We start from the raw sequence: 25,858 nt of genomic DNA, 5'->3' as shown, positions 1-25,858 counted from the left end.
TCAGCGCGGGCCTGGCCCGCGCTTGTCATGATTTTTCTCTGCCCGGACGTCTCATGCGCAGTCGCCTTTTCAATCTTTTATCTGCATTTTTACTGTCTGCCGCTGCCGTTCAATCCGCCCAGGCGGTGGACCTGTCCACCCAACGCCAGTATTACGATGAAGCCAAACGCGCTCTGGCCAAGGGCGATAGCGGCCCGTATTTCCGTTACAGCCAGGCCCTCGCCGATTATCCGCTGGAACCCTACCTGGCGTACGACGAGCTGACCGCGCGCCTGAAAACCGCGAGCAACACCGAAATCGAGAAATTCCTCGCCGAACACGGCGACCTGCCCCAGGCCAACTGGATGAAACTGCGCTGGTTGCGCTGGCTGGCGGACCGGGGTGACTGGGCGACCTTCGTCAAGTATTACGACCCGAAAATGAACTTCACCGAACTGGACTGCCTGAATGCGCAGTACCAGATCAGCCACAACCTCAAAGCCGAAGGTTATGCCAACACCGAAAAGCTCTGGCTGACCGGTAAATCCCAGCCCGAAGCCTGCGATGCCCTGTTCGGCATGTGGGCCGCCGATGGCCAGCTGACCGAGCAAAAACGCTGGGAACGCGCGAAACTCGCCGCCCAGGCGCGCAACTACCCGCTGGCCAACAGCCTGGTCAACGGCATGACCACTCTCACCCCGCGCGGTCGCTTGCTGATCGACGTGGCGCAGAAACCGGAACTGCTCAACCAGCCGTCACGCTTCACTCCGGCCGATGAAGCCATGTCCGACGTGGTCAGCCTCGGCCTGCGCCGCCTGGCTCGCCAGGACCCGGACAGGGCCATGAATCTGCTCGACGGTTACGCCAGCAGCATGCATTTCTCCCGGGATGAAAAAGTCGCAATCGCCCGGGAAATTGGCTTGACCCTCGCCAAACGTTTCGACGGTCGAGCCCTGGACGTCATGACCAAATACGATCCGGAACTGCGCGACAACACGGTTTCCGAATGGCGCTTGCGCCTGCTCCTGCGCCTGGCGCGCTGGGACGATGCCTATCAGTTGACCCGCCGCCTGCCCCAGGACCTGGCCAATACCAACCGCTGGCGTTACTGGCAGGCCCGCAGCCTGGAGCTGGCGCAACCGCAGAATCCGGAAGCGCTGACACTCTATAAAAACCTGGCCCGCGAACGCGACTTCTATGGCTTCCTCGCCGCCGATCGCTCGCAGTCACCCTATTCGCTGAACAACAAGCCGCTGGTGATGAGCCAGGCGCTGATCAACAAAGTGCGCAACACCCCCGGCATACGTCGCGCCCTGGAGTTCCACGCTCGCGGGCAAATCGTCGACGGTCGCCGCGAGTGGTACCACGTCAGCCGCCACTTCAGCCGTGACGAGATGGTTGCCCAGGCCAAACTGGCTTACGACCTGAAATGGTATTTCCCGGCCATTCGCACCATCAGCCAGGCGCAGTATTGGGATGACCTGGATATCCGTTTCCCGATGGCCCACCGCAACACGCTGGTGCGTGAAGCGAAGAATCGCGGCCTGCATCCGAGCTGGGCGTTCGCCATCACTCGCCAGGAAAGCGCCTTCATGGAAGATGCCCGCTCCGGGGTCGGCGCCTCGGGCCTGATGCAACTGATGCCCGCCACCGCCAAGGAAACCGCACGCAAGTTCAGCATTCCCTATAGCTCGCCACAGCAACTGTTCAACCCGGACAAGAACATCCAGCTCGGTGCCGCGTACCTGAGCCAGGTGCACAGCCAGTTCAACGGCAACCGTGTCCTCGCCTCCGCCGCCTACAACGCCGGCCCTGGCCGCGTTCGCCAGTGGCTGCGCGGTGCGGATCACTTGAGTTTCGACGTATGGGTGGAAAGCATCCCGTTCGACGAAACCCGCCAGTACGTGCAAAACGTGCTGTCGTATTCGGTGATCTATGGCGAGAAGCTCAACTCACCGCAGCCGATCGTGGATTGGCATGAGCGGTATTTCGACGATCAATGATTCAAATCGACCCGCAAAAAAAGCCCGCATCACAGCTGCGGGCTTTTTTATTGTTCAGAATTTCTTTGCCGACTTGAGCCGTGCGAAGACCTGTTTTCCAAGCTGGGTCAGGCGATACTTTTGTGCCGGACTACTTGGCGACTCAGGATGGGTCATCTCTATCCATTCGACCGCTAATGCAGGCCTGAGATAGTTAGCCCGAAAGGTCGCCTTGTGCACCAATCCGATGTCAGCCATCAATTCGCTGATCTTTCGCGGACCGTTAAGATGCAGTACAGAAAGCAACTTCTCTACTGGGTCGCTTACTGGGTCGGTTACTAGGTCGATTTCTGGCTCACCCCGTACCGCCTCCGATAGTGCAAGGCTCATGGCTTGCAACATGAACTCTACGAAAGGCGTTGATTCGGCCAAATGATCAGCCGCCGACAATGCCGCGTAGTACGCCTCCTGCTGATCCCGAATCACGGCCTCAACCGGCAAATAAGATAATACCGGGCGCCACTGACTGAGTATCAGGGTTTGCCAAAGGCGCCCCATACGTCCGTTACCGTCAGCGAAGGGATGGATGAACTCAAATTCATAATGAAAGACGCAGCTGGTAATCAGGGGATGCCAGTCCGAGGCACCAAGCCACGCCAACAAGTCATCAATCAAGTGCACAACGCGACTCGGCGGCGGCGCCATATGGATCAACTTATCGCCACGATAGATACCCACGCCGGTTCGACGAAACTGCTCGTGTTCATCAATCAATCCGCCCATCAGCAATTCATGGGCACGCAGTAAATCGGTCCGGCTGCTTGGCTGCCAATCAGGCATGGCTTCGTAAGCAGCAAACGCATTTCGTACTTCCTGGATTTCCCGAGGCAACCCCAGCACACGCTGCCCTGCCAGAACGGCAGTCACCTGCTCGATGCTCAGCGTATTGTTTTCGATGGCCAAAGAAGCCTGAATCGTTCGAATCCGATTGCCACGACGTAACTGAGGTGTCTGCAGGCGTTCGTCCATAGCCGTAAGCTGACCGATCTGTTCGCTGATATCGGCGATCAGCGACAACATTTTCGTCTTCAAGGTCAACGGTGGTTGATAACGGCTCATATCCTCATCCGGGCTCATAACAGAGGACGACATAATGCCCGAACCGGGCGTCATTCATCGGTAGTCATTCATGCCGCTTCATGTCCATCACTAAACTGCAACGCCGCCAACCGCGCATACAACGCATTGCTGGCGATAAGCTCCTGATGCGTGCCCACCGCTACCAGCTTCCCCTGATCCATCACCGCGATGCGGTCGGCGTTTTTCACCGTAGCCAGGCGATGGGCAATCACCAGGGTGGTACGGTTTTTCATCAGGCTCGGCAGCGCCTGCTGGATCAGGTGTTCGCTCTGGGCGTCGAGGGCGCTGGTGGCTTCGTCCAGGAGCAGGATCGGCGCGTCCACCAGCAACGCGCGGGCGATGGCCAGGCGTTGGCGCTGGCCGCCGGACAAGCCGAGACCAGCGTCACCCAGATGAGTCTGGTAGCCATTGGGCATGGCTTCGATAAAGTCATGGGCGTAAGCGATTTTTGCCGCTTCCTGTACCTCGGCCAAGGTCGCCTGCGGATTGCCATAGCGAATGTTTTCTTCAATGCTTCCGAAAAACAGCGCCGGGGTTTGCGACACCAGGGCGAAACAGCGGCGCAGGTCCAGCGGATCGAGTTGAGTCAACGGCACGCCATCGAGCAGGATGCGTCCCTCGGCCGGGTCGTAAAAACGCAACAGCAAGTCATACACCGTGGATTTACCGGCCCCCGATGGCCCGACCAGCGCCAGCGTCTCACCGGCATTGACGGTCAGGCTCAACCCGTCGACGGCATAGTTTTGCGGCCGCGACGGGTAGGAAAAGCGCACATTGTGCAGCTGCAGGTGGCCGTCGACCCGTTCCGGCAGTTTCACCGCGCCAGCCACCGGCGCCAGGATGAAGTTTTCCGAACGCAGCAACTCGGCAATCCGCTCGGCCGCGCCGGCTGCCCGCTGCAATTCGCCAATCACTTCGCTCAACGTACCAAACGCGCTGCCGACGATCAGGCTGTAGAACACGAACGCCGCCAGCTCGCCGGCGGAAATTCGCCCGGCGATGACGTCCATGCCGCCGACCCAGAGCATCACCCCGACCGCACCCAGGACCAACACGATCACCAGGGTAATCAGCCAGGCCCGCTGGAAGATGCGCTTGCGTGCGGTGTTGAACGCCTCTTCCACAGTCACGGCAAACCGGCGCTCGTCCTGAGCCTGATGGTTGTAGGCCTGCACGGTCTTGATCTGGCCCAGAGTTTCGGACACATAGCTGCCGATATCGGCAATCCGGTCCTGACTCAGGCGTGAGAGGTTACGCACCCGGCGACCGAAGATCAGGATCGGCGCGATCACCAGGGGCAAGGCAACCACCACGATGCTGGTGAGCTTGGGGTTGGTGACAAACAACAGAACGATCCCGCCGATCACCATCAGCAGATTGCGCAGGAACAACGACAGCGAAGAACCGATGACCGATTGCAGGAGCGTGGTATCGGCGGTCAGGCGGGACTGGATTTCCGAGCTGCGATTGTCTTCGTAAAACCCCGGGTGCAGGTAAATCAGATGATTGAACACGTTGCGCCGGATATCGGCGACGCAGCGCTCGCCAATCCACGACACCAGGTAAAACCGTGCAAAAGTACCGATCGCCAGCCCCATCACCAGCAACATGAACAACGTGATGGACTGATTGAGCAGGTGCGGCGACTGGGTCATGAACCCCTTGTCCACCAGCAGGCGGATGCCCTGCCCCATGGACAAGGTGATGCCCGCGGTGGCGATCAACGCCAGCAAGGCGCCAAAGGCCTGCCAGCGATACGGCGCGATGAAACGGCTGGCCAGGCGAATGGCACGGCGGTGACGGGCAGAGAGCATCGTAATCATCCTGGACAAGGCAGTCATTAGGGTCAGCCTACACCGCTCAATGAGGTGGCTCGCTGCAAATCACAATGAGTCAGGTTAATTATGTCCACCAACACTAGAGGCTAGACGCTATTGGTCTAAAGTTCGGGTAGCCATGCGGAGGCATTTCTGCTGGACTGTTTCTGTCCCCCCGGAAAGATCGCAGGGAGTTGTCATAGCCCGGTCACCTGGCGGTTCTACAGTAAGCAAACAACCTGATGAGGAGACAGGCCATGTCCTTGCAACACAGCAGCGATGACAAGATTCAAGTGATCCGCACGCAACCAGACCAGTCTCTGGGTTGCTCGATTATTGACGAGCAGGGTCGCGAAGTACCGATCACTGAAAAAATGATCCAGAAAGCTTGCAGCGAACTGGAAAAGCGATTGGTCAAACCTGCCGAACAAAAGTGATATAGCCACCGTCTTCTTGACCCGGCCCTTTGTTGGCCGGGTTTTTTATGCCTGCTTATCCAATCCGGGACTGTGGTACGCCCATCGCGAGCAGGCTCGCTCCCACAGGGGATCCGGGTCGTACACAACATTTGTATCCAATAGCGGCTCCTGTGGGAGCGAGCCTGCTCGCGATAGGGCCGCCACGGTCTATCAGACTGCCGTCGCCCCCAACGCCGCCACAATCCTCCGCAACTCAGGCGCATCCCCCTCGATCCGCACCTGCAATCCGTCGATCTCACGGCGCGATGGGTATTGCTTGCGCAGCACATCGAATGCCGCACGCTGCTCGCTGACACTGCCGACAAGGCTGCGACGGAAATCCGCATCGTCACGACGCGGGTCATACACGCCACGGCACAGCATGGCCAACGCCCAGGCCGGGTCGCTTTGCGCATTGAGGGTCACGTGCGACAGCCACGGTGCCGGCAGCAAATCGCTCAAGCTGACGCGGGCCGGCTGCCCGAGGAAATCGCAATACGCCTGATAAATCTGCGCAGTCCCCCGCTGCTTGCCGTCGAGGCTGTAGCCGGCAATGTGTGGCGTTGCCAGCACGCACAGTTCGGCCAGCGCCACGTCGACTTCAGGCTCGCCTTCCCAGACATCGAGCACCGCTTGCAGGTCTTCGCGCTCCAGCAGCACATCGCGCAGGGCCGCGTTGTTGACCACCGGCCCGCGACTGGCATTGATCAGCCAGGTGCCGGACCTGAGCTGGTTCAGACGTTTTTCATCGAACAAGTGCCAGGTCGATTGCTGACCCTGTTTCGTCAATGGCGTGTGCAGGCTGATGACGTCGCACTCGTCGATGATCTGCTCGAGGCTGACGTAGTCTCCACCTTCAGCAGCTTGCCGTGGCGGATCGCACACCAGCACCTTCCAGCCCAGGCCTTGCAGGACCTTGACCAGTCGGCCACCCACTTCGCCGGCACCGACCACACCGTAGGTACGCCGGGTCAGGTCGACACCTTCGATTTCGGCCAGGGTCAGCAGACTGCCGAGCACATAGTCGACCACACCGCGGGCATTGCAGCCCGGCGCGCTGGACCACTTGATGCCGGTCTGCTGCAAGTAATTCAGGTCCAGATGATCGGTGCCGATGGTGCACGTACCGACAAAGCGCACCTTGCTGCCCTCGAGCAGCGCGCGATTGACGTTGGTCACCGAACGCACCAACAGCACATCGGCCTGCTCGACCGTGGCACGGTCGATGGCGCGACCCGGTACCCGGCGGATTTCACCGAAACCTTCGAAGAAGGCATCGAGCAGGGGGATATTTTCGTCGGCAACAATCAGCATGGCAGGCTCCTTTGGCGGATCGGCAGTGTAGGCGTAGATGCTGGTGAACGGCCAGCGGGAAGCAACATCATTTGCCTTGTAGCGAGGGGACAGGTTCACGCTCAAACTTTGATTACAAATCCACAACACGGGTCTTTTCCTGACTGCCGCGTCAACGCGTAGAATGCGCGACTGCTCTTCGCAAACTTTTGGACGTTTCGCCCTTGAATTCCGTAACTGACCGCCCTGCTGCCCTCACCCTCTCCCGCCCGGCCCGGGTTCGCCTGGAGCTCAAGACGCTGCTTGGCCTGGCGCTGCCGATCATGATCGCGCAGCTCGCTACTACGGCGATGGGTTTCGTCGATGCGGTGATGGCGGGCCGATTCAGTCCTCGCGACCTCGCGGCGGTTGCCTTGGGCAACTCGATCTGGGTGCCGGTCTTTCTGCTGATGACCGGCACCCTGCTGGCCACCACCCCCAAAGTCGCCCAACGTTTCGGTGCCGGTACCCACAGTGAAATCGGTCCGCTGGTTCGACAGGCGTTATGGCTGGCGTTACTGGTCGGGCTCCTGGCAACGACTGCATTGCTGAACGCCGAACCCATTCTGCACATCATGAAGGTTGACCCGCAGTTGATCGGTCCGTGCATGCAATACCTGAACGGAATTGCCAGCGGCCTTCCCGCCACAGCTTTCTATTGCGTATTGCGCTGCTTCAGTGACGGCCTGGGCCGCACCCGCCCGGCCATGGTGCTTGGCCTGTGCGGCCTGGCCCTGAACATTCCACTGAATTACATCTTCATCTATGGCCACTTTGGCGTACCGGCCATGGGTGGCGTCGGCTGCGGCTGGGCCACTGCCATCGTCATGTGGGTGATGACCCTGGGCATGGCCGGATGGGAGCGTTGGGCGCCAGCCTATCAATCGAGCCAATTGTTCAGCCGTTTCGACTGGCCGCAGTGGTCGGTGATCAAACGCCTGCTGGGCATCGGCCTGCCTATCGGCATCGCGGTATTCGCCGAATCGAGCATCTTCGCCGTGATCGCCCTGTTGATCGGCAGCCTCGGCGCCACTGTCGTGGCCGGGCACCAGATTGCACTGAACTTCAGCTCACTGGTGTTCATGATCCCCTACTCCCTCGGCATGGCCGTGACGGTACGGGTCGGCCAGGCCCTTGGGCGTCAGGAACCGCGTGAGGCACGCTTCGCGGCCGGGGTCGGCATGGGCACTGCGCTGGCCTACGCGTGCCTTTCGGCGAGCATGATGCTGTTGTTGCGCGAGCACATTGCCGCGATCTACACGGCCGACCCGACCGTGATCCGGGTGGCGGCGATGCTGATTGTGTATTCAGCGCTGTTCCAGTTTTCCGACGCGATCCAGGTGACCGCCGCCGGTGCATTGCGCGGCTATCAGGACACCCGGGTGACGATGTTCCTGACATTGTTCGCGTACTGGGGTATCGGTTTGCCGGTGGGTTACGCCCTCGGCCTGACCGACTGGTTCGGTGCACCGAGTGGCCCGAGCGGGCTGTGGCAAGGCTTGATCGTGGGCTTGAGCTGCGCGGCACTGATGCTGTCGTTTCGCCTGACGCGCAGTGCGCGCAAACGGATTCGTATCAGTCATTCACTGGGCTGATCGCACATGAAAAAAGACCTGCATATGCAGGTCTTTTTTGGGTGCCGTTAAACGGACTTCTTGCGAATCCAGTAGAGGTAGGTGCCCTCCTCTTCGTGCTGCGCCACCAGTTCATGATCGAGAAACACGCAGAACTTGGGAATGTCGCGACGGGTCGACGGGTCCGTGGCGATCACCTTGAGCAGGCCGCCGGGCACCAGGTCACGGATGTGCTGGTGCAGCATCATCACCGGCTCGGGGCAGTTGAGGCCGGTGGCGTCGAGGGTGCCGTCTACCGGCGTATCAAGCATTTCACTCATGATTCACTCCTGAAACTGGCCGGCATTGTCGCGCATTGCCGGGTGTAACGTCATCTGTGGCACCTGTGGGAGCGAGCCTGCTCGCGATGGCGGTGGGTCAATCAACAAAGATGTTGAATGTGATGGCCTCATCGCGAGCAGGCTCGCTCCTACAGGGGTATCTTTGACTCAGCGGGATTTCGGCTTCTTCACATCCATCCGACGCAAATGACAGGTCACTTCCTCGCGGTCGTGGTACAGCTGCTTGCAGCCGATCTCGACCTTGATGCCCCGGGCCTTGAAGCCATCGGCAATACGCTCGAGCAAGCGCTTCACTTCGGCATAACGCTGTTTCATCGGCAGCTTGAGGTTGACCACCGCCTCACGGCAATGGCCGTCGCCGATCCACTCTTCCAGCATCGCGGCGTTGCGCGCCGGCTTCTCGACGATGTCGCAGACCATCCAGTCCACCGGTTGCTTGGGCTTGAAGGTGAAACCGTCGGCCATCAGATGTTGCACCAGACCGGTGTCCATCAGGCTTTCGGCCATCGGGCCGTTGTCGATGGCCGTGACCAGCATGCCACGGTTGACCAGTTGCCAGGTCCAGCCACCGGGGGCGGCCCCCAGGTCAACGCCGGTCATGTCGCCGTGCAGGCGCTCGTCCCACTGGTCGCGCGGGATGAAGTGGTGCCAGGCCTCTTCCAGTTTGAGGGTCGAGCGGCTCGGCGCCTCGCGGGGGAACTTCAATCGCGGAATGCCCATCGGCCACATCGCCGAGTTGTTCGACTCCGCCAGGCCCATGAACACTTCGCGGCCGCTCTTGAAGGTCAGCAGCAAACGCGGCTTTTGGGCATCTTCCACCAGTTTGCCGGCCGCCATCAACGCCTTGCGCAGATGCACTTCGAATTTCTTGCAGAAGTTCGACAGTTCCTTGCCGTCATTGGTGTCGACCATTTCCAGCCACAGGCTGCCGCACAGCGGAAAGTCCGCCATATGCGCGAGGATCACGCTGATGCGGTCGGTTTCCGGCAGATCGATGAAGATCCCCCGGGCCCACTGGCGCGGGAAGATCAGCTCGGCAAAACGCTGCCCGCGCATCAGGCGCTCGGCGCCGTCTTCTTCGGTGCAGACAAACTCGGCACAGGCAGTTGCCGCCTTGGCCTTGGCATAACCGGCCACGTTCAAGCGCGCGGCGAGGTCGGAAATCTCGGAACAGACTTCGCCTTCGAAGCCCGGCCGGCAATGCATAAAGAGGGTGTTCATTCTTACTCCTGGGCAATGACGAGGAATTTCGGCCACTGCGCGATGCCCAGGCTTGCGTTGAAGCAAAGCCTGTCACGAAAACCCGCGCATGATAGCCGACTTCGGAACCTCGGACTTAGCGATAGAGTCCAGTTATTAGCCAGCTACTTAAAACAGGGCTAGGTTTAATGCTCTGCCCGTCCCCTCAGTCCGTAGCCGTGCGGACTCAAAGGAGTGATCGCAATGCCCTCCGTTAATAGTCTGAACACCCTTAAAACCCTGCAAGTCGGTAGCAAGACCTACCACTATTTCAGCCTGCCCGAGGCCGCCAAAAGCCTGGGCGATCTGGACAAGCTGCCGATGTCGTTGAAAGTCCTGCTGGAAAACCTGCTGCGCTGGGAGGACGAAAAAACCGTCACCGGCGCCGACCTCAAGGCACTGGCCGCGTGGCTCAAGGAGCGTCGTTCCGACCGCGAAATCCAGTACCGCCCGGCGCGGGTGCTGATGCAGGACTTCACCGGCGTACCGGCGGTGGTCGACCTGGCCGCCATGCGCGCGGCGATGGCCAAGGCCGGCGGCAATCCGCAGCGGATCAACCCGCTGTCGCCGGTGGACCTGGTGATCGACCATTCGGTGATGGTCGACAAGTTCGCCAGCAGCAGCGCCTTCGAGCAGAACGTCGACATTGAAATGCAGCGCAATGGCGAGCGTTATGCGTTCCTGCGCTGGGGCCAGAGTGCCTTCGACAATTTCAGCGTGGTGCCACCGGGCACCGGCATCTGCCACCAGGTGAATCTTGAATACCTCGGCCGCACGGTCTGGACCAAGGACGAAGACGGCCGCACCTACGCCTTCCCCGACACCCTGGTGGGCACCGATTCCCACACCACCATGATCAACGGCCTCGGCGTGCTTGGCTGGGGCGTCGGCGGTATCGAGGCGGAAGCGGCGATGCTCGGGCAACCGGTGTCGATGCTGATTCCCGAAGTCATCGGTTTCAAACTCACCGGCAAGCTCAAGGAAGGCATCACCGCCACCGACCTGGTGCTGACCGTGACCCAGATGCTGCGCAAGAAAGGCGTGGTGGGCAAATTCGTCGAATTCTACGGCGATGGCCTAGCCGACCTGCCCCTGGCCGACCGCGCGACCATCGCCAACATGGCCCCGGAATACGGCGCCACCTGCGGTTTCTTCCCGGTGGACGACATCACGCTGGAGTACCTGCGCCTGTCCGGCCGCCCCCTGGAAACGGTGCAACTGGTCGAGGCCTACAGCAAGGCCCAGGGCCTGTGGCGCCTGCCCGGCCAGGAACCGGCGTTCACCGACACCCTGGCGCTGGACATGGGCCGCGTCGAAGCCAGCCTCGCGGGGCCGAAACGCCCGCAGGACAGGGTATCGCTGCCGAATGTCGCCCAAGCCTTCAGCGACTTCGTCGACCTGCAATTCAAACCCACCAGCAAGGAAGAAGGCCGCCTGGAAAGCGAAGGCGGTGGCGGCGTCGCCGTTGGCAACGCCGATCTGGCCGGCGAAGCGGATTACGACTACGAAGGCCAGACCTATCGGCTGAAAAACGGCGCCGTGGTCATCGCCGCGATCACCTCCTGCACCAACACTTCCAACCCGAGCGTGATGATGGCGGCCGGGCTGGTGGCGAAGAAGGCCGTGGAAAAAGGCCTGAAACGCAAACCCTGGGTGAAGAGTTCGCTGGCCCCCGGCTCGAAAGTGGTCACCGACTACTATAAGGCGGCCGGCCTGACCCGTTACCTCGATGAATTGGGCTTCGCCCTGGTCGGCTATGGCTGCACCACCTGCATCGGCAATTCCGGGCCGCTGCCGGAGCCCATCGAGAAAGCCATCCAGCAAGCCGACCTCACCGTGGCCTCCGTGCTCTCGGGCAATCGCAACTTCGAAGGCCGGGTGCATCCGCTGGTGAAAACCAACTGGCTGGCCTCCCCGCCACTGGTGGTCGCCTACGCGCTGGCCGGCACAGTGCGCACCGACCTCAGCCGCGAGCCGTTGGGCGATGACAAGGACGGCAAACCGGTTTACCTGCGGGACATCTGGCCAAGCAGCAAAGAAATTGCCGACGCCGTGAGTCAGGTCAACACCGCCATGTTCCACAAGGAATACGCCGAAGTGTTTGCCGGAGACGCGCAATGGCAGGCGATTGAAGTACCGCAGGCGGCGACCTATGTCTGGCAGTCCGACTCGACTTATATCCAGCACCCACCATTCTTCGACGACATCGGCGGCCCGCCGCCAGTGGTCAAGGATGTCAATGGCGCCAGGATCCTCGCACTGCTCGGCGACTCGGTGACCACCGACCACATCTCCCCGGCCGGCAACATCAAGGTCGACAGCCCTGCAGGGCAATACCTGCGCGACAAAGGCGTGGAACCGAGGGATTTCAACTCCTACGGTTCGCGGCGCGGCAACCATGAAGTGATGATGCGCGGCACCTTCGCCAACATTCGCATACGCAACGAAATGCTTGGCGGCGAAGAAGGCGGCAACACCCGCTACCTTCCCACCGGGGAAAAAATGTCGATCTACGACGCCGCCATGCGCTATCAGGCTTCAGGCACGCCGCTGGTGGTGTTCGCCGGCCAGGAATACGGCACCGGTTCGAGTCGCGACTGGGCGGCCAAAGGCACCAATCTGCTGGGGGTGAAAGCGGTCATCGCCGAAAGCTTCGAACGGATTCACCGCTCCAACCTGGTGGGCATGGGCGTGCTGCCGCTGCAGTTCAAGCTGGATCAGAACCGCAAGAGCCTGAACCTCAATGGCAGCGAAACCCTGGACATCTTCGGCTTGACCGGCGTCGAGCTGACGCCACGGATGAACCTGACACTGGCCATCACCCGCGAAGACGGCAGCAGCGAGAAGATCGAGGTGTTGTGCCGCATCGATACACTCAATGAGGTGGAGTACTTCAAGTCCGGAGGGATTCTGCATTACGTGTTGCGGCAGTTGATCGCTTCGTAACGGACGACCGACACAAACACCGCCTTCGGGCGGTGTTTGTGTTTGGGTCACGAAAATTTATGTGGGAGCGAGCTTGCTCGCGATATGGACATAACATTCAACATTGTTGCCGACAGTCAGTAAGCTATCGCGAGCAAGCTCGCTCCCACAGGGTTTGGGATGCATCGCAAATTCCGACTCAAGGACTTCAAATGATTGCCCTGCCATGGATGTCTCTGGCCCTGCTTTCCTTCGGCTACGGCCTGGCACTGACCTACGGCCATCTCGGCTGGCTCTCGGCAATCTCGGTGTTTTTGTTGCTGGTCGCGGGTGTCGCCGTCCGCCAACGCGAGATCCCTTTTGTCCGCTACCTCGGCCACGGCCTGTTCATCGTCCTGGCCCTGGCCCTGGCGACGCATTGGTTACCCGGCTTCTACAACGGTCGCGTTATCGATCCTCAGCGTTTCACCGACAACGCCGCGTCATTCGCCATGCACCTGAATCTGGACAAACCGCTGATCGGCTTCTGGCTGTTACTGGTGTGTCCGTGGATTGTCGGCCGCCGTTCACTTCGGCTATCGCTGTATGCCACCGCACTGGCACTGACCTTGAGCGCCCTGCTGGCGTTGGGCGGCGCACTGTTGCTCGGGGTCATCGCCTGGGCGCCGAAATGGCCGGATCAAGCCTGGTTGTGGTTGCTGAACAATCTGCTGCTGGTGACGCTGGTCGAGGAAGCGCTGTTCCGTGGCTACATCCAGGGCGGCCTGAGCCGGTACCTGAAAGACCGGCCCTACGGTGAACACCTCGCCCTGCTGCTGGCGTCATTGGTCTTCGGCCTGGCCCATATCGGCGCAGGATGGCAGTGGGTGTTGCTGGCGACGCTGGCCGGGGTCGGCTATGGCCTGGCCTACCGGTTCGGCGGGCTGGGCGCCGCCATCGCCAGCCACTTTGGCCTGAACCTGCTGCACTTCGGCCTGTTCACCTATCCGATGCTCGCCGGCTGATGCAAGGGCCACTTTGCGACGCATCACTGATAATCAAAAAATAATCTCAACAATCCGCCGGCCTTGCCGATACAGCACTTGAAAGCCTTGCGGATTAAAAAAGCCATGCGTAACAACCAGCCTATTACACAACGCGAGCGGACCTTCCCGGCTCAGCAACGGTTGATTTCCACCACCGATGCCAAGGGCATGATCACCTACTGTAACGACGCTTTCGTCGAGATCAGCGGGTTTCCCCGAGAGGAACTGATCCGTGCACCGCACAACCTGGTCCGTCACCCCGACGTCCCGGCCGCGGTGTTCGCACACATGTGGGACACGCTGAAACAAGGCTTGCCATGGATGGGCATTGTCAAGAATCGCTGCAAGACCGGTGATCATTACTGGGTGAACGCCTATGTGACACCGATCTTCGAAGGCAATCAGGTGATCGGTTACGAGTCGGTGCGGGTCAAGCCCAGCGCCGAACAGATCCGCCGCGCCGAAGCGCTCTACCAACGCATCAACCAGGGCAAGTCGGCCGTTCCCTCCTCGGATAAATGGTTGCCGATCCTGCAGGACTGGCTGCCGTTCATCCTGGTCAGCCAATTGAGCTTCATGATCGGTGCATCGCTGAACTCCCATTGGGGGTTTGCCCTGGCTGCCGGTCTTTCGGTGCCGCTGGGCCTGATGGGTCTCCAGTGGCAACAGCGTGGCCTCAAGCGTTTGCTGCGCCTGGCCGAGCAGACCACCTCCGATCCGTTGATCGCACAGATGTACACCGACAGTCGCGGCGCCCAGGCGCGTCTGGAAATGTCCATCCTCAGTCAGGAAGCACGCCTGAAAACCTGCCTGACGCGTCTGCAGGACACGGCCGAACACCTGACCGATCAGGCCAGACAGTCCGATGCCCTGGCGCACAACAGCTCCAGCGGCCTGGAACGTCAACGGGTCGAGACCGAACAGGTGGCCACCGCGGTCAACCAGATGGCCGCGACCACCCAGGAAGTCGCCAGCCACGTGCAACGCACCGCCGACGCTACCCAGGAAGCCAATCGCCTGACCGGTCGTGGTCGTGACATCGCCGGGGAAACCCGCGAAGCCATCCAGCGCCTGTCGGTGGTGGTCGGTGAAACCGGCGTGACGGTGACCCAACTGGCCAAGGACAGCAACGAAATCGGTGGTGTGGTCGACGTGATCAAAGGCATCGCCGACCAGACCAACCTGCTGGCGCTGAACGCCGCCATCGAAGCAGCCCGCGCCGGTGAGATGGGGCGTGGTTTTGCGGTGGTGGCCGACGAAGTCCGTCAGCTGGCGCAACGCACCAGCGAGTCCACCGGGCAGATTCATGCGCTGATCGCCAAGCTCCAGCAAACCGCCGGCACCGCCGTGCAAACCATGGAAGCCGGACATCGTCAGGCGGAAGAAGGCGTGGCGCGGGTACTGGAAGCGGACCAGGCACTGGTAGGGATCAGCGAAGCGGTGGCCAACATCACCGACATGACCACCCAGATCGCCGCCGCGACCGAAGAGCAAAGTGCCGTGGCCGAAGAAATCAGCCGCAACATCAGCAACATCTCGCAACTGGCGGACCAGACCGCGGAACAGGCGCAGAACTCGGCGTTGCTGAGTGAAGAGCTGACCAGGACTGCCAATACCCAGTATTCGTTGGTGGAGCGGTTTAACCGCTGATAGAGGCTGGAATGACAAAAAACCGGACAGTGAGAGCTTCCGGGTTTATTGAGTCTGTGAAAGTGATGTTGCCTGATAGTCCCTCATCGCGAGCAAGCTCGCTCCCACAGGGTTTTGAGCCACACCAAAAATCACTGTGGGAGCGAGCTTGCTCGCGATGGGGCCATCACAGCCTGCACAAAACCTCACTGAAGAAATGAAACCACCTTCCCAGCCGCAGCCGCCAAATGCTGCTCATGGCTAAACCCCGAAGCCTTCAACGGTTTCAGATCATGATCCCCCGCCACCAGCCAGAACACCTCGATACCCGGCGATAGCGCATACCCCTCGACCGCCTCCCGGTTGCCCAACGCATCGCGCTCACCCTGCACGATCAAGGTCCGTGTCTTCAGCCCCGCCAAATGCTCAACCCGCGGTTTCTCCGGTTTACCCACCGCATAAAACGGATACCCCAGGCACACCAGCCCATCCGCCCCCAACTCATCGGCCAGCAAACTGGCCATGCGCCCGCCCATGGACTTGCCGCCGATGGCCAGCGGCCCAGTGACATGGCGTCGCACCTGGGCATACACCTCACGCCAGCATTCCAGCAGTTTCGGCGCCGGGTTCGGCGGGCGCTTGCCGCCATCGAGGCGCCGCTGCGCCATGTAGGGAAACTCGAAGCGCAACACGTTGACGCCTTGCGCGGCGAGGCGTGCAGCCATGTCGCTCATCCACTCGCTGTCCATCGGTGCACCGGCGCCATGGGCGAGGATCAGCGTCGCCGCAGCCTTGCCAGCGGCGGCATTCCACAACCATCCATGATCCCGCACGCACTGCGCCCATTGATCCTCGTCAATACCGGCCTTGTGCCCTTTGTCCATGCTTGCCTCGCTTTTAGTCTGCCTATAACTCCGGCCGAAGGGTGCGCTGCCTTGCGCGAGTGCGCTCACTTCGGCTGAACCGTGGATGGGGAACCATGAACACTTCTATCAGTACCGCCTACAACTACAAGGTGGTCCGCCAATTCGCCATTATGACGGTGGTGTGGGGCATCGTCGGTATGGGGCTCGGGGTTTTTCTCGCTGCCCAGTTGGTCTGGCCCGAACTCAACTTCAATTTGCCGTGGACCAGCTTCGGCCGCTTGCGCCCGCTGCACACCAACGCGGTGATCTTCGCCTTTGGTGGCTGCGCGCTGTTCGCCAGTTCGTTTTATTCAGTACAACGTACCTGCCAGACTCAGCTGTTCGCACCGAAAATCGCCGCGTTCTGTTTCTGGGGCTGGCAGCTTGTGATTCTGCTCGCGGCCATCAGCCTGCCGCTGGGCTACACCAGTTCCAAGGAATACGCCGAGCTGGAATGGCCGATCGACATCCTGATCACCATCGTCTGGGTCGCCTACGCCATCGTGTTCTTCGGCACGATCATGCAGCGCAAGACCAAGCACATCTATGTCGGCAACTGGTTCTTCGGTGCGTTCATCGTCACCGTGGCGATCCTGCACATCGTCAACAACATGGAATTGCCGGTCAGCTTCACCAAGTCCTACTCGCTGTACTCCGGCGCCACCGACGCGATGGTGCAATGGTGGTACGGGCACAACGCCGTAGGCTTTTTCCTCACCGCAGGTTTCCTCGGGATGATGTATTACTTCGTGCCGAAACAGGCCGAGCGCCCGGTTTACTCCTATCGCTTGTCGATCGTGCACTTCTGGGCACTGATCACCCTGTACATATGGGCTGGCCCGCACCACTTGCACTACACCGCGCTGCCGGACTGGGCGCAGTCGCTGGGCATGGTGATGTCGCTGGTCCTGCTGGCACCGAGCTGGGGCGGGATGATCAACGGCATGATGACCCTGTCGGGCGCCTGGCATAAGTTGCGCAGCGACCCGATCCTGCGTTTCCTCGTGGTGTCGCTGGCGTTCTACGGCATGTCGACCTTCGAAGGGCCGATGATGGCGATCAAGACAGTCAACGCCCTCTCCCACTACACCGACTGGACCATCGGCCACGTACACGCAGGTGCCTTGGGTTGGGTGGCGATGATTTCCATCGGCGCGCTGTACCACATGATCCCGAAAGTCTTCGGCCGCGAGCAGATGCACAGCATCGGCCTGATCAACGCGCACTTCTGGCTCGCCACCATCGGCACCGTGCTGTACATCGCCTCGATGTGGGTCAACGGCATCGCCCAGGGCCTGATGTGGCGTGCGGTGAACGAGGACGGCACGCTGACTTACTCCTTCGTCGAAACCCTGGTGGCCAGCCACCCTGGCTTCGTCGTGCGGCTGGTGGGTGGCGCGATCTTCCTCAGCGGCATGTTCCTGATGGCCTACAACACCTGGCGCACCGTGCGGGCCTCGCAGCCTGCCGAAGCCGCCGCTGCCGCGCAGATGGCCTGAGGAGTCCGCCATGAAACACGAAACTATCGAGAAAAACGTCGGCCTGTTGCTGCTGCTGATGATCCTGGCCGTGAGCATCGGCGGCTTGACCCAGATCGTCCCGCTGTTCTTCCAGGACGTGACCAACAAACCGGTGGAAGGCATGAAGCCCTACACCGCGCTGCAACTGGAAGGTCGCGACATCTATATCCGCGAAGGCTGCGTCGGCTGTCACTCGCAGATGATCCGTCCGTTCCGCGCCGAGACCGAACGCTACGGGCACTACTCAGTGGCCGGCGAAAGCGTCTGGGATCATCCGTTCCTGTGGGGCTCGAAACGTACCGGGCCGGATCTGGCCCGTGTCGGCGCGCGCTACTCGGATGACTGGCACCGCGCGCACTTGTACAACCCGCGCAACGTCGTGCCGGAGTCGAAGATGCCGGCCTATCCATGGCTGGTGGCCAACCAGGTCGACAGCAGTCATACCGAAACCAAGATCAAGGCCATGCGCACCCTGGGCGTGCCGTACACCGACGAGGACATCACCGGCGCCGTCGCTTCGCTCAAGGGCAAGAGCGAAATGGATGCACTGGTCGCCTACCTGCAAGTGCTCGGCACTGCGATCAAGAGCAAGAGGTGAGCAATGTTTGAATTGAGCACTGGAATGATCCGTGGCCTTGGCACCGTCGTCGTATTCGTGGCCTTCGTCGGCATGACGCTGTGGGTGTTCAACGGCAAGCGCGGCCCGGAATTCGCCGAAGCGCGCCTGCTGCCGTTCGCCGACGAACCACAACCCGACATCACTGAAGAATCAGCAACAAGGAGTACCCGGCCATGACCACCTTCTGGAGTACGTGGATCTGCGTACTGACCATCGGCAGCCTGATCGGCCTGACCTGGTTGCTGCTCAGCACCCGCAAGGGCGAAACCAAGGGCAGTGTCGACCAGACCATGGGCCACAGCTTCGACGGCATCGAGGAGTATGACAACCCGCTGCCGCAATGGTGGTTCATGCTGTTCGTTGGCACCCTGGTGTTTGCCGTCGGCTACCTGATCCTCTATCCGGGCCTGGGCAACTGGAAAGGCATCCTCCCCGGCTACGAAAATGGCTGGACCGGCGTGCACGAATGGGAAAAGGAAATGGCCAAGGCCGACACGAAGTTCGGGCCGATCTTCGCCAAGTTCGCGGCGATGCCCGTGGAAGAAGTGGCCAAGGACCCGCAGGCACTGAAAATGGGCGGCCGCCTGTTTGCCTCCAACTGCTCGGTGTGCCACGGCTCGGACGCCAAGGGTGCATTCGGCTTCCCCAACCTGGCCGACAGCGACTGGCGCTGGGGCGGCAATGCAGAAACCATCAAGACCACCATCATGGGTGGCCGGATGGCGATGATGCCGGCATGGGGTGAAGTCCTGGGGGAAGACGGTGTGAAGAACGTCGCCGCTTATGTGCGCCATGGCCTGGCCAAGCTGCCATTGCCTGCCGACAGCAAAGCCGACCTGCAGGCCGGACAGCAAGCGTTCAGCACCACCTGCGTCGCCTGTCATGGGGCAAACGGCCAGGGCACCGAAGCCATGGGCGCGCCGAACCTGACGCATCCTGCCGGCTTCATTTACGGTACAAGCCTGACGCAGCTTGAACAGACGATTCGGCATGGTCGCCAAGGCCATATGCCGGCGCAGAATGAACTGCTGGGCAATGACAAGGTGCAATTGCTGGCCGCGTATGTGTACAGCCTGTCCCACGGTTTGAATACCGAGCGCCTGCAGGCTGAAGACAACCGCAAATAAATCCCGACCGCTCTGCTGCCGCATTCTCCCGGATGCGGCAGTTCCCTGCCCCTTTGCGACCCATTGTCGCACCCCCGCACAGACTTTCTTTCGGATCACCTGATTCGGGTCTAAGCTTCCCCCGATGCGGACTGGCCGGTGCCGGTTCCAGGTCGACCCTGAACGATGTGTTCGACGAATCTGCCCGATGACAGGCCGCAAAGGCTGGTAGATACCGGCTGTCGCACCAATTGCCTTCGGTCAGCCAAACGTTGCGTTTGAACACACCCCGTTACATCCGACCTGACCCCCTCGCCTGATCAGTCCGCCGGGATGTTTTGCCCGCGGGCAAATTTGTCCTTACGCGGCGCATGGAAAGGCCGCAGAATCAGCTTTTGAAAGCATTGACCCAGGTCATGGCGCGTTGCAATGACCCCTTGCTTTCTCCATACTTGCGGCCGATTTTTAATCCTAATAAAACACCCAAACCGTGGAACCTTAGAATGAGCACAGCAATCAGTCCGACTGCTTATAACTATAAGGTAGTCCGCCAGTTCGCCATCATGACGGTGGTCTGGGGGATCCTTGGCATGGGGCTCGGTGTCTTCATTGCCTCGCAACTGGTCTGGCCGGAGTTGAACTTCGGTCTGGCATGGACGAGCTTTGGACGCCTGCGCCCGCTGCACACCAACCTGGTGATTTTCGCCTTCGGTGGATGTGCACTGTTTGCCACTTCTTATTACGTCGTGCAGCGAACCTGCCAAACGCGACTGATTTCCGACAGCCTCGCCGCCTTCACCTTCTGGGGATGGCAAGCGGTGATCGTCGGCGCGATCATTACCTTGCCGATGGGTTTCACCACCACCAAGGAATACGCGGAACTGGAATGGCCCCTGGCTATTCTGCTGGCCATTGTCTGGGTCACCTACGGTCTGGTGTTCTTCGGCACCATCGTCAAGCGCAAGACCAAGCACATCTATGTGGGTAACTGGTTCTACGGCGCGTTCATCGTCGTGACCGCGATGCTGCACATCGTCAACCACATGTCGCTGCCGGTCAGCCTGTTCAAGTCCTACTCGGCCTACTCGGGTGCGACGGATGCGATGATCCAGTGGTGGTACGGCCACAACGCCGTGGGTTTCTTCCTGACCACCGGCTTCCTGGGCATGATGTACTACTTCGTGCCGAAACAGGCCGAACGCCCGATCTACTCCTATCGCCTGTCGATCGTGCACTTCTGGGCACTGATCACCCTGTACATCTGGGCCGGTCCGCACCACCTGCACTACACCGCACTGCCGGACTGGGCACAGTCCCTGGGCATGGCGATGTCGATTATCCTGCTGGCGCCAAGCTGGGGCGGCATGATCAACGGCATGATGACCCTGTCGGGCGCCTGGCATAAGCTGCGCACCGACCCGATCCTGCGCTTCCTGGTCGTCTCCCTGGCGTTCTACGGCATGTCGACCTTCGAAGGCCCGATGATGGCCATCAAGACCGTGAACTCCCTGTCGCACTACACCGACTGGACCATCGGCCACGTACACGCCGGCGCTCTGGGCTGGGTTGCGATGATCTCGATCGGCGCCATCTACCACATGATCCCGAAACTGTTCGGTCGTGCGCAGATGCACAGCACCGGCCTGATCAACACCCACTTCTGGCTCGCGACCATCGGTACCGTGCTCTACATCGCTTCGATGTGGGTCAACGGCATCACCCAGGGCCTGATGTGGCGTGCAATCAACGATGACGGCACCCTCACCTACTCGTTCGTCGAAGCGCTGCAAGCCAGCCACCCGGGCTTCATCGTCCGTGCCCTGGGCGGTGCATTCTTCGCCACCGGCATGCTGTTCATGGCCTACAACGTATTCCGTACCGTACGCGCCTCGAACCCGGCTGAAGCCAAAGCCGCCGAACAGATTGCCGTAGTTGGAGCTCACTGATGAAGCATGAAGCAGTCGAGAAGAATATTGGCCTGCTGGCCTTCTTCATGGTCATCGCCGTCAGCATCGGCGGCCTGACCCAGATCGTTCCGCTGTTTTTCCAGGATGTCACCAACAAGCCGGTCGAGGGCATGAAGCCCCGCACCGCCCTTGAACTGGAAGGCCGGGACGTTTATATCGCCAACGGTTGTGTCGGCTGCCACTCGCAGATGATCCGTCCGTTCCGTGCCGAAACCGAACGCTACGGCCACTACTCGGTCGCCGGTGAAAGCGTCTGGGACCACCCGTTCCTGTGGGGTTCCAAGCGTACCGGTCCGGACCTGGCCCGTGTCGGCGGTCGTTACTCCGATGACTGGCAGCGTGCGCACTTGTACAACCCGCGCAACGTAGTGCCCGAGTCGAAAATGCCGGCCTACCCGTTCCTCGTGGAAAACAAGCTCGACGGCAAAGACACCGCCAAGAAAATGGAAGTCTTGCGCACGCTCGGCGTCCCTTACACCGACGAAGACATCGCCGGCGCCAAGGATGCTGTGAAGGGCAAAACCGAAATGGACGCGCTGGTGGCCTATCTGCAAGGCCTGGGCACCATCATCAAAAGCAAACGGTGAATTGGATGGATATCGGGATGATTCGTGGCCTGGGCACCGTTGTCGTGATGGTGGCCTTCATCGGACTGGCACTGTGGGTGTTCAGTCCCAAGCGCAAGTCGGAGTTTGAAGACGCGACCTTGCTGCCTTTCGCGGATGATCCCGAAGCCATCAAGCACGTCGAGCAAGCTTCTAGGAGTAACAAAGAATGACTACATTCTGGAGTCTGTACGTCACAGTCCTCAGTCTCGGCACCATCTTCGCCCTGACCTGGCTGCTGCTGTCCACCCGCAAGGGCCAGCGCGCCGAGCAAACCGACGAGACGGTTGGTCACTCCTTCGACGGGATCGAGGAGTACGACAACCCGCTGCCGAAATGGTGGTTCATGCTGTTCGTGGGCACCATCATCTTCGCCCTCGGCTACCTGGTGCTGTACCCGGGCCTGGGCAACTGGAAAGGCCTGCTGCCGGGTTACAACTACCTCGATAACGAGAAGCAGACCGCGTTCGCCAACGGCCAGACCGGCTGGACCGGCGTTCACGAGTGGGAAAAGGAAATGGCCAGGTCGGACGCCAAGTTCGGTCCGATCTTCGCCAAGTTCGCGGCCATGCCAATCGAAGAAGTGGCCAAGGATCCGCAAGCCCTGAAGATGGGTGGCCGCCTGTTCGCCTCCAACTGCTCGGTTTGCCATGGTTCCGACGCCAAGGGCGCCTACGGCTTCCCTAACCTGACCGACACCGACTGGCGCTGGGGCGGCGACGCGCAAGCCATCAAGACCACCATCATGGGCGGCCGTCACGCGGTGATGCCTGCGTGGGCTGAAGTGATCGGCGAGCAAGGCGTGGCCGACGTGGCCGCGTTTATCCTGACCAACCTCGATGGCCGCAAGCTGCCGGAAGGCGCCAAGGCCGACCCGGTTGCCGGGCAGAAACTGTTCGCTTCCAACTGCGTGGCGTGCCACGGTCCGGAAGGCAAGGGCACGCCAGCGATGGGCGCACCTGACCTGACTCACCCGGCAGCGTTCATCTACGGTTCGAGCTTCGCTCAGCTGCAGCAGACCATCCGTTACGGCCGTCAGGGCCAGATGCCTGCGCAAGAGGCAATGCAGGGTAACGACAAGGTTCACCTGCTGGCCGCTTACGTCTACAGCCTGTCTCACGGTGAGAAGGCAGCGGACGCCAAGTAAGGCAAACGCTTGAAGCAACAAAAAACGGCCCCGCCAATGTGAATTGGCGGGGCCGTTTTGTTCTCGATGCCTATTTCATGACCGGTATCGTCTGGACGACCTTGCGACTTGGCCAGTTGTTGCCTCTAACAACGCTAATGGCGAGCGACTGCCTGTCATCGGAAAAACTGGCAATAAGATACGTTTGCTGAGAAGCCGAACCGCTAAGAAATACGGGCACATCACCAAAACGCTCAGATTTTCCCCAATCGAACCAGCTGCCGGCACCCCAGTGATCGTGTCCACCAAAAATCGCCGTCACCCGGTACGTTTCGATCATCTGCTGAAACCTGGCGATCTGCTCGCTCGTTCCGTTCCAGTCATACACCTTGTGCATATTAAGAATAATGACCTTGTCCTGCTGGCGGGCACTTCTTAAATCCCGCTCAAGCCAATCGAGTGCAGGCGTGATCTCAAAAGCGGTCGGTCCCAGTGGATTTCCGGACGAAAACTCCACAGCGTAGGTCGGCTCGTTATGCAACTGCACCATATGCACATCACCGAAGCTCTTCGAATAGGCAAGGCTGCCATAATAAATCTTTCCCAGACCTGAGCTTCTAATTCCAAGATCCATTGAATCGACCTTCCCCCAATAACGTTCCTTGAGTTCGACGATACTGCCCGCGGCGCAATCATTCAGAAAACAGTCGTCAACGTTATTCGCGTAATCATGATTACCCAGCCCATAATCATAAATACCTTCAAGTTTCCTCTCGAATACCGCTTTCATATACGAGCGTTCACCACCATGACCGAACGCAGTGATATCGCCATTGATCATCACGGGGATACGGGATGCACCGCCATTGTGCCTCCTGAAATCTGCAATGTCGGAATATTGCAACTCTACCAACTCCTTCGCCCGCGCATCGTTGCTTGGAAGCCCTTCATCGGTGAGATCGGTCCAGGGGTACTGCGGATCGGAGACCAGAACCAGATGCTTCGGTGTTTCGGTTGCTGCAACGGCAAGAAGCAGGGGACATAGCAACGAGAACGCAGTCGCCACCAGCAAACCATATTTTCCATGTAAGTTCATAAAAATCCATTTCATCAATAATTAATAGTTAGTCCGCAGCAGCGGCGTCCTGCCAGACACTAACCACCTACACGAACAAACCAAATGACAAAACCAATAGAGCAGATTTCCAGTAAATAATGGAAACATGTCTTATCAACAAAACATCAACGCCAGATTGCTTCAGCAAAAACCGTCACATACATTCACCTGCCCCCGTGCTGCAAAACAAACAACCTCAATAAAACGGAAATGGACTTCCATGAGCATTTCAAATAGCTGCAAACTACTTTCCTTACTGGTATTAGCCTGTGCTCCCGTCATGTACTCGACCGCCAGCCAATCCCAGCCACAACACCTGGTGTTTGCTTCGGAGCCGAAGTATCCCTCCAGTGAAAAATCCGATAACAAAGAACACGAATCCGCGGCGGACAAGGAAGCGCGATCAAAATGGCTGATCGACGCCCAGTACAGCAGCATCGCCGACTTCAGGAACCAACTTGGGGGAGCTGCCACCGTCCCGGTGATGATCAATGGCAACCTGACCGCTTCCGGGCATCCCGGAGAACGCGCCTACGTCCATTCGGTACTGCAAGACAAACTCAACAACCTTTACGACTATGGCCTGGGCAATCACGACTATGACTTCAATGTCGCAGCTTGCCCCGATTGCGCCGCCGGGAGCGTCGAAGACCTGAAGAATCGCTACTGGGGCAAAGTCGCCACCATGGACCTTTCCGCCAGGGCATCTGTTTTCACGAAGACCTGGTACGGCAGCCTGGCGTATTCCAGGGACTACGGCGATGTTCACCTGGTCCAACTGCACAACGAGCCCACCTACTCCATCAACTTTTCCACTCAGTCGCTTTTCAATACGACCGCCTACGAGATCAACGCCTCACTGGACTGGCTGGAGCGCGACCTGCAACGTGCTCGTGCCCAGGGCAAAATCATTCTGCTGAACTTGCACCAGCCGTTTAACTGGCCGGTCCAGGAGCGCGAAATCATGAGGTTTTCCCGGATGCTCGAGGACTATCGCGTGACCGCCGTGTTTTCCGCCGATGCAAACAGGCAGAACGGAAGGTACCCGGCCAGCAACTACATCTATGGTGATACGCCACTCTTCATGAGTGGCTCGGCGACCAGGCAAAGCTGGTTGTCGGCCAGTTTTTCCCCCGACAGAAAGCACCTCACCGTCAACGTCATCGCCGGCAATGACTGGCGCAATCCGGTTGCCAGCCATACCGTCCCGGTTAAATAAAACCGCCGCGACGCCATCGGAGGACCTGATGGCGTCGATGCCCGACAACCGGGCAGCTATACTGCGGATGTCAATTGACCTGCATCATGTTTTGTTACATTCGCTACACCATCCGCGGCTTTCTCCCAACGCGACCAAAGGTCGCACCCGCAGGCTAGAGCGACAGGCGTATCATTGCGCCACTGCAACACCCCTTTTTGACCGCGGTCGGCACGTACTGACCGAGGCACTTT

The 25,858-nt window shown here is 59.9% G+C and carries 22 protein-coding genes; 15 read left to right on the top strand and 7 right to left on the bottom strand.

The features are described from left to right. Nucleotides 1-53 precede the first annotated feature (53 nt). Nucleotides 54-1,982: a transglycosylase SLT domain-containing protein gene (locus WHX55_RS09130; RefSeq protein ID WP_150758846.1), complete on the top strand. Its 1,929-nt coding sequence runs from the start codon at nucleotides 54-56 to the stop codon at nucleotides 1,980-1,982. A 54-nt stretch (nucleotides 1,983-2,036) separates the two neighbouring features. On the opposite strand, the gene WHX55_RS09125 is transcribed toward WHX55_RS09130, so the two are convergent. Both WHX55_RS09125 and WHX55_RS09120 read right to left on the bottom strand, forming a co-directional pair. Continuing rightward, nucleotides 2,037-3,080, bottom strand: coding sequence for a Fic family protein (locus WHX55_RS09125; RefSeq protein WP_353742427.1), 1,044 nt, complete (start codon nucleotides 3,078-3,080; stop codon nucleotides 2,037-2,039). Nucleotides 3,081-3,148: 68 nt separating this feature from the next. After that, entirely contained in the window at nucleotides 3,149-4,924 is a 1,776-nt protein-coding gene (locus WHX55_RS09120; protein WP_353743029.1) for an ABC transporter transmembrane domain-containing protein, read from the bottom strand. 251 nt (nucleotides 4,925-5,175) lie between these two features. Between WHX55_RS09120 and WHX55_RS09115 the strand changes: the two genes are divergently transcribed. Next, nucleotides 5,176-5,355: a PA1571 family protein gene (locus WHX55_RS09115; protein WP_007987263.1), complete on the top strand. Its 180-nt coding sequence runs from the start codon at nucleotides 5,176-5,178 to the stop codon at nucleotides 5,353-5,355. Nucleotides 5,356-5,547: 192 nt separating this feature from the next. Here WHX55_RS09115 and pdxB read toward each other — a convergent pair whose 3' ends face one another. Beyond that, nucleotides 5,548-6,690, bottom strand: coding sequence for a 4-phosphoerythronate dehydrogenase PdxB (gene pdxB / locus WHX55_RS09110; protein WP_150758849.1), 1,143 nt, complete (start codon nucleotides 6,688-6,690; stop codon nucleotides 5,548-5,550). A 203-nt stretch (nucleotides 6,691-6,893) separates the two neighbouring features. On the opposite strand from pdxB, the gene WHX55_RS09105 reads away from it, so the two are divergent. Then, entirely contained in the window at nucleotides 6,894-8,303 is a 1,410-nt protein-coding gene (locus WHX55_RS09105) for an MATE family efflux transporter (protein WP_150758850.1), read from the top strand. A 47-nt stretch (nucleotides 8,304-8,350) separates the two neighbouring features. On the opposite strand, the gene tusA is transcribed toward WHX55_RS09105, so the two are convergent. Both tusA and rlmM read right to left on the bottom strand, forming a co-directional pair. Beyond that, on the bottom strand, nucleotides 8,351-8,602 hold the full coding sequence (gene tusA, locus WHX55_RS09100; RefSeq protein ID WP_015095965.1) for a sulfurtransferase TusA: 252 nt from the start codon (nucleotides 8,600-8,602) through the stop codon (nucleotides 8,351-8,353). Between the two features lie 168 nt (nucleotides 8,603-8,770). After that, the gene (rlmM, locus tag WHX55_RS09095) at nucleotides 8,771-9,844 is read right to left on the bottom strand and encodes a 23S rRNA (cytidine(2498)-2'-O)-methyltransferase RlmM (protein WP_150724691.1); all 1,074 of its coding nucleotides are present in this window, start codon (nucleotides 9,842-9,844) and stop codon (nucleotides 8,771-8,773) included. Between the two features lie 222 nt (nucleotides 9,845-10,066). Between rlmM and acnA the strand changes: the two genes are divergently transcribed. From acnA to WHX55_RS09080, 3 genes are all read left to right on the top strand, one after another. Beyond that, on the top strand, nucleotides 10,067-12,808 hold the full coding sequence (acnA, locus tag WHX55_RS09090; protein ID WP_353742426.1) for an aconitate hydratase AcnA: 2,742 nt from the start codon (nucleotides 10,067-10,069) through the stop codon (nucleotides 12,806-12,808). Between the two features lie 191 nt (nucleotides 12,809-12,999). Continuing rightward, the gene (locus WHX55_RS09085; protein ID WP_150724689.1) at nucleotides 13,000-13,791 is read left to right on the top strand and encodes a CPBP family intramembrane glutamic endopeptidase; all 792 of its coding nucleotides are present in this window, start codon (nucleotides 13,000-13,002) and stop codon (nucleotides 13,789-13,791) included. A gap of 105 nt (nucleotides 13,792-13,896) precedes the next feature. Then, the gene (locus WHX55_RS09080) at nucleotides 13,897-15,462 is read left to right on the top strand and encodes a PAS domain-containing methyl-accepting chemotaxis protein (RefSeq protein ID WP_353742425.1); all 1,566 of its coding nucleotides are present in this window, start codon (nucleotides 13,897-13,899) and stop codon (nucleotides 15,460-15,462) included. Between the two features lie 185 nt (nucleotides 15,463-15,647). Here WHX55_RS09080 and WHX55_RS09075 read toward each other — a convergent pair whose 3' ends face one another. Next, a complete protein-coding gene (locus WHX55_RS09075; RefSeq protein ID WP_151213269.1) occupies nucleotides 15,648-16,325 on the bottom strand; it encodes an alpha/beta family hydrolase in 678 nt (225 codons plus the stop codon). A gap of 95 nt (nucleotides 16,326-16,420) precedes the next feature. Between WHX55_RS09075 and ccoN (WHX55_RS09070) the strand changes: the two genes are divergently transcribed. The 8 genes from ccoN (WHX55_RS09070) to ccoP (WHX55_RS09035) all read left to right on the top strand — a co-directional run bounded on the left by ccoN (WHX55_RS09070) (nucleotide 16,421) and on the right by ccoP (WHX55_RS09035) (nucleotide 23,310). Next, nucleotides 16,421-17,845 (top strand): cytochrome-c oxidase, cbb3-type subunit I, encoded by a 1,425-nt coding sequence (gene ccoN, locus WHX55_RS09070; protein WP_150724686.1) that lies wholly within the window; start codon nucleotides 16,421-16,423, stop codon nucleotides 17,843-17,845. Between the two features lie 10 nt (nucleotides 17,846-17,855). Next, entirely contained in the window at nucleotides 17,856-18,464 is a 609-nt protein-coding gene (gene ccoO / locus WHX55_RS09065) for a cytochrome-c oxidase, cbb3-type subunit II (RefSeq protein ID WP_353742424.1), read from the top strand. Between the two features lie 3 nt (nucleotides 18,465-18,467). Beyond that, nucleotides 18,468-18,662, top strand: coding sequence for a CcoQ/FixQ family Cbb3-type cytochrome c oxidase assembly chaperone (locus tag WHX55_RS09060; RefSeq protein ID WP_353742423.1), 195 nt, complete (start codon nucleotides 18,468-18,470; stop codon nucleotides 18,660-18,662). Beyond that, complete coding sequence (gene ccoP, locus WHX55_RS09055; RefSeq protein WP_150724685.1) at nucleotides 18,659-19,612, top strand: cytochrome-c oxidase, cbb3-type subunit III; 954 nt, start codon at nucleotides 18,659-18,661, stop codon at nucleotides 19,610-19,612. Before WHX55_RS09060 ends, ccoP (WHX55_RS09055) begins: the two co-directional genes overlap by 4 nt. A gap of 482 nt (nucleotides 19,613-20,094) precedes the next feature. Beyond that, nucleotides 20,095-21,537 (top strand): cytochrome-c oxidase, cbb3-type subunit I, encoded by a 1,443-nt coding sequence (gene ccoN / locus WHX55_RS09050; RefSeq protein ID WP_008050393.1) that lies wholly within the window; start codon nucleotides 20,095-20,097, stop codon nucleotides 21,535-21,537. Further along, on the top strand, nucleotides 21,537-22,145 hold the full coding sequence (gene ccoO, locus WHX55_RS09045; protein ID WP_009042961.1) for a cytochrome-c oxidase, cbb3-type subunit II: 609 nt from the start codon (nucleotides 21,537-21,539) through the stop codon (nucleotides 22,143-22,145). Before ccoN (WHX55_RS09050) ends, ccoO (WHX55_RS09045) begins: the two co-directional genes overlap by 1 nt. A gap of 5 nt (nucleotides 22,146-22,150) precedes the next feature. Next, nucleotides 22,151-22,336: a CcoQ/FixQ family Cbb3-type cytochrome c oxidase assembly chaperone gene (locus tag WHX55_RS09040; RefSeq protein WP_003175465.1), complete on the top strand. Its 186-nt coding sequence runs from the start codon at nucleotides 22,151-22,153 to the stop codon at nucleotides 22,334-22,336. Beyond that, entirely contained in the window at nucleotides 22,333-23,310 is a 978-nt protein-coding gene (ccoP, locus tag WHX55_RS09035) for a cytochrome-c oxidase, cbb3-type subunit III (protein WP_150758857.1), read from the top strand. The genes WHX55_RS09040 and ccoP (WHX55_RS09035) overlap by 4 nt, the downstream gene beginning before the upstream one ends. Before the next feature lie 70 nt (nucleotides 23,311-23,380). On the opposite strand, the gene WHX55_RS09030 is transcribed toward ccoP (WHX55_RS09035), so the two are convergent. Next, complete coding sequence (locus WHX55_RS09030; RefSeq protein ID WP_151213270.1) at nucleotides 23,381-24,385, bottom strand: metallophosphoesterase; 1,005 nt, start codon at nucleotides 24,383-24,385, stop codon at nucleotides 23,381-23,383. A 241-nt stretch (nucleotides 24,386-24,626) separates the two neighbouring features. On the opposite strand from WHX55_RS09030, the gene WHX55_RS09025 reads away from it, so the two are divergent. Continuing rightward, the gene (locus WHX55_RS09025; RefSeq protein WP_151213443.1) at nucleotides 24,627-25,625 is read left to right on the top strand and encodes a metallophosphoesterase; all 999 of its coding nucleotides are present in this window, start codon (nucleotides 24,627-24,629) and stop codon (nucleotides 25,623-25,625) included. The last annotated feature ends 233 nt before the right edge of the window (nucleotides 25,626-25,858 follow it).

The organism is Pseudomonas fluorescens (assembly GCF_040448305.1).
In the GTDB taxonomy this organism is placed as follows: Bacteria; Pseudomonadota; Gammaproteobacteria; order Pseudomonadales; family Pseudomonadaceae; genus Aquipseudomonas; species Aquipseudomonas fluorescens_BH.
The sequence above is the reverse complement of the archived record's forward strand: the minus strand, read 5'-3'. Positions and strand labels throughout refer to the sequence as shown.

Excerpts from the sequence above, each read along its gene's own strand:
- WHX55_RS09130 (WP_150758846.1), top strand. The coding sequence starts at position 54 with ATGCGCAGTCGCCTTTTCAATCTTTTATCTGCATTTTTACTGTCTGCC.
- WHX55_RS09125 (WP_353742427.1), bottom strand. The coding sequence starts at position 3,080 with ATGAGCCGTTATCAACCACCGTTGACCTTGAAGACGAAAATGTTGTCG.
- WHX55_RS09120 (WP_353743029.1), bottom strand. The coding sequence starts at position 4,924 with ATGATTACGATGCTCTCTGCCCGTCACCGCCGTGCCATTCGCCTGGCC.
- WHX55_RS09115 (WP_007987263.1), top strand. The coding sequence starts at position 5,176 with ATGTCCTTGCAACACAGCAGCGATGACAAGATTCAAGTGATCCGCACG.
- pdxB (WP_150758849.1), bottom strand. The coding sequence starts at position 6,690 with ATGCTGATTGTTGCCGACGAAAATATCCCCCTGCTCGATGCCTTCTTC.
- tusA (WP_015095965.1), bottom strand. The coding sequence starts at position 8,602 with ATGAGTGAAATGCTTGATACGCCGGTAGACGGCACCCTCGACGCCACC.
- rlmM (WP_150724691.1), bottom strand. The coding sequence starts at position 9,844 with ATGAACACCCTCTTTATGCATTGCCGGCCGGGCTTCGAAGGCGAAGTC.
- acnA (WP_353742426.1), top strand. The coding sequence starts at position 10,067 with ATGCCCTCCGTTAATAGTCTGAACACCCTTAAAACCCTGCAAGTCGGT.
- WHX55_RS09085 (WP_150724689.1), top strand. The coding sequence starts at position 13,000 with ATGATTGCCCTGCCATGGATGTCTCTGGCCCTGCTTTCCTTCGGCTAC.
- WHX55_RS09080 (WP_353742425.1), top strand. The coding sequence starts at position 13,897 with ATGCGTAACAACCAGCCTATTACACAACGCGAGCGGACCTTCCCGGCT.
- WHX55_RS09075 (WP_151213269.1), bottom strand. The coding sequence starts at position 16,325 with ATGGACAAAGGGCACAAGGCCGGTATTGACGAGGATCAATGGGCGCAG.
- ccoN (WP_150724686.1), top strand. The coding sequence starts at position 16,421 with ATGAACACTTCTATCAGTACCGCCTACAACTACAAGGTGGTCCGCCAA.
- ccoO (WP_353742424.1), top strand. The coding sequence starts at position 17,856 with ATGAAACACGAAACTATCGAGAAAAACGTCGGCCTGTTGCTGCTGCTG.
- WHX55_RS09060 (WP_353742423.1), top strand. The coding sequence starts at position 18,468 with ATGTTTGAATTGAGCACTGGAATGATCCGTGGCCTTGGCACCGTCGTC.
- ccoP (WP_150724685.1), top strand. The coding sequence starts at position 18,659 with ATGACCACCTTCTGGAGTACGTGGATCTGCGTACTGACCATCGGCAGC.
- ccoN (WP_008050393.1), top strand. The coding sequence starts at position 20,095 with ATGAGCACAGCAATCAGTCCGACTGCTTATAACTATAAGGTAGTCCGC.
- ccoO (WP_009042961.1), top strand. The coding sequence starts at position 21,537 with ATGAAGCATGAAGCAGTCGAGAAGAATATTGGCCTGCTGGCCTTCTTC.
- WHX55_RS09040 (WP_003175465.1), top strand. The coding sequence starts at position 22,151 with ATGGATATCGGGATGATTCGTGGCCTGGGCACCGTTGTCGTGATGGTG.
- ccoP (WP_150758857.1), top strand. The coding sequence starts at position 22,333 with ATGACTACATTCTGGAGTCTGTACGTCACAGTCCTCAGTCTCGGCACC.
- WHX55_RS09030 (WP_151213270.1), bottom strand. The coding sequence starts at position 24,385 with ATGAACTTACATGGAAAATATGGTTTGCTGGTGGCGACTGCGTTCTCG.
- WHX55_RS09025 (WP_151213443.1), top strand. The coding sequence starts at position 24,627 with ATGAGCATTTCAAATAGCTGCAAACTACTTTCCTTACTGGTATTAGCC.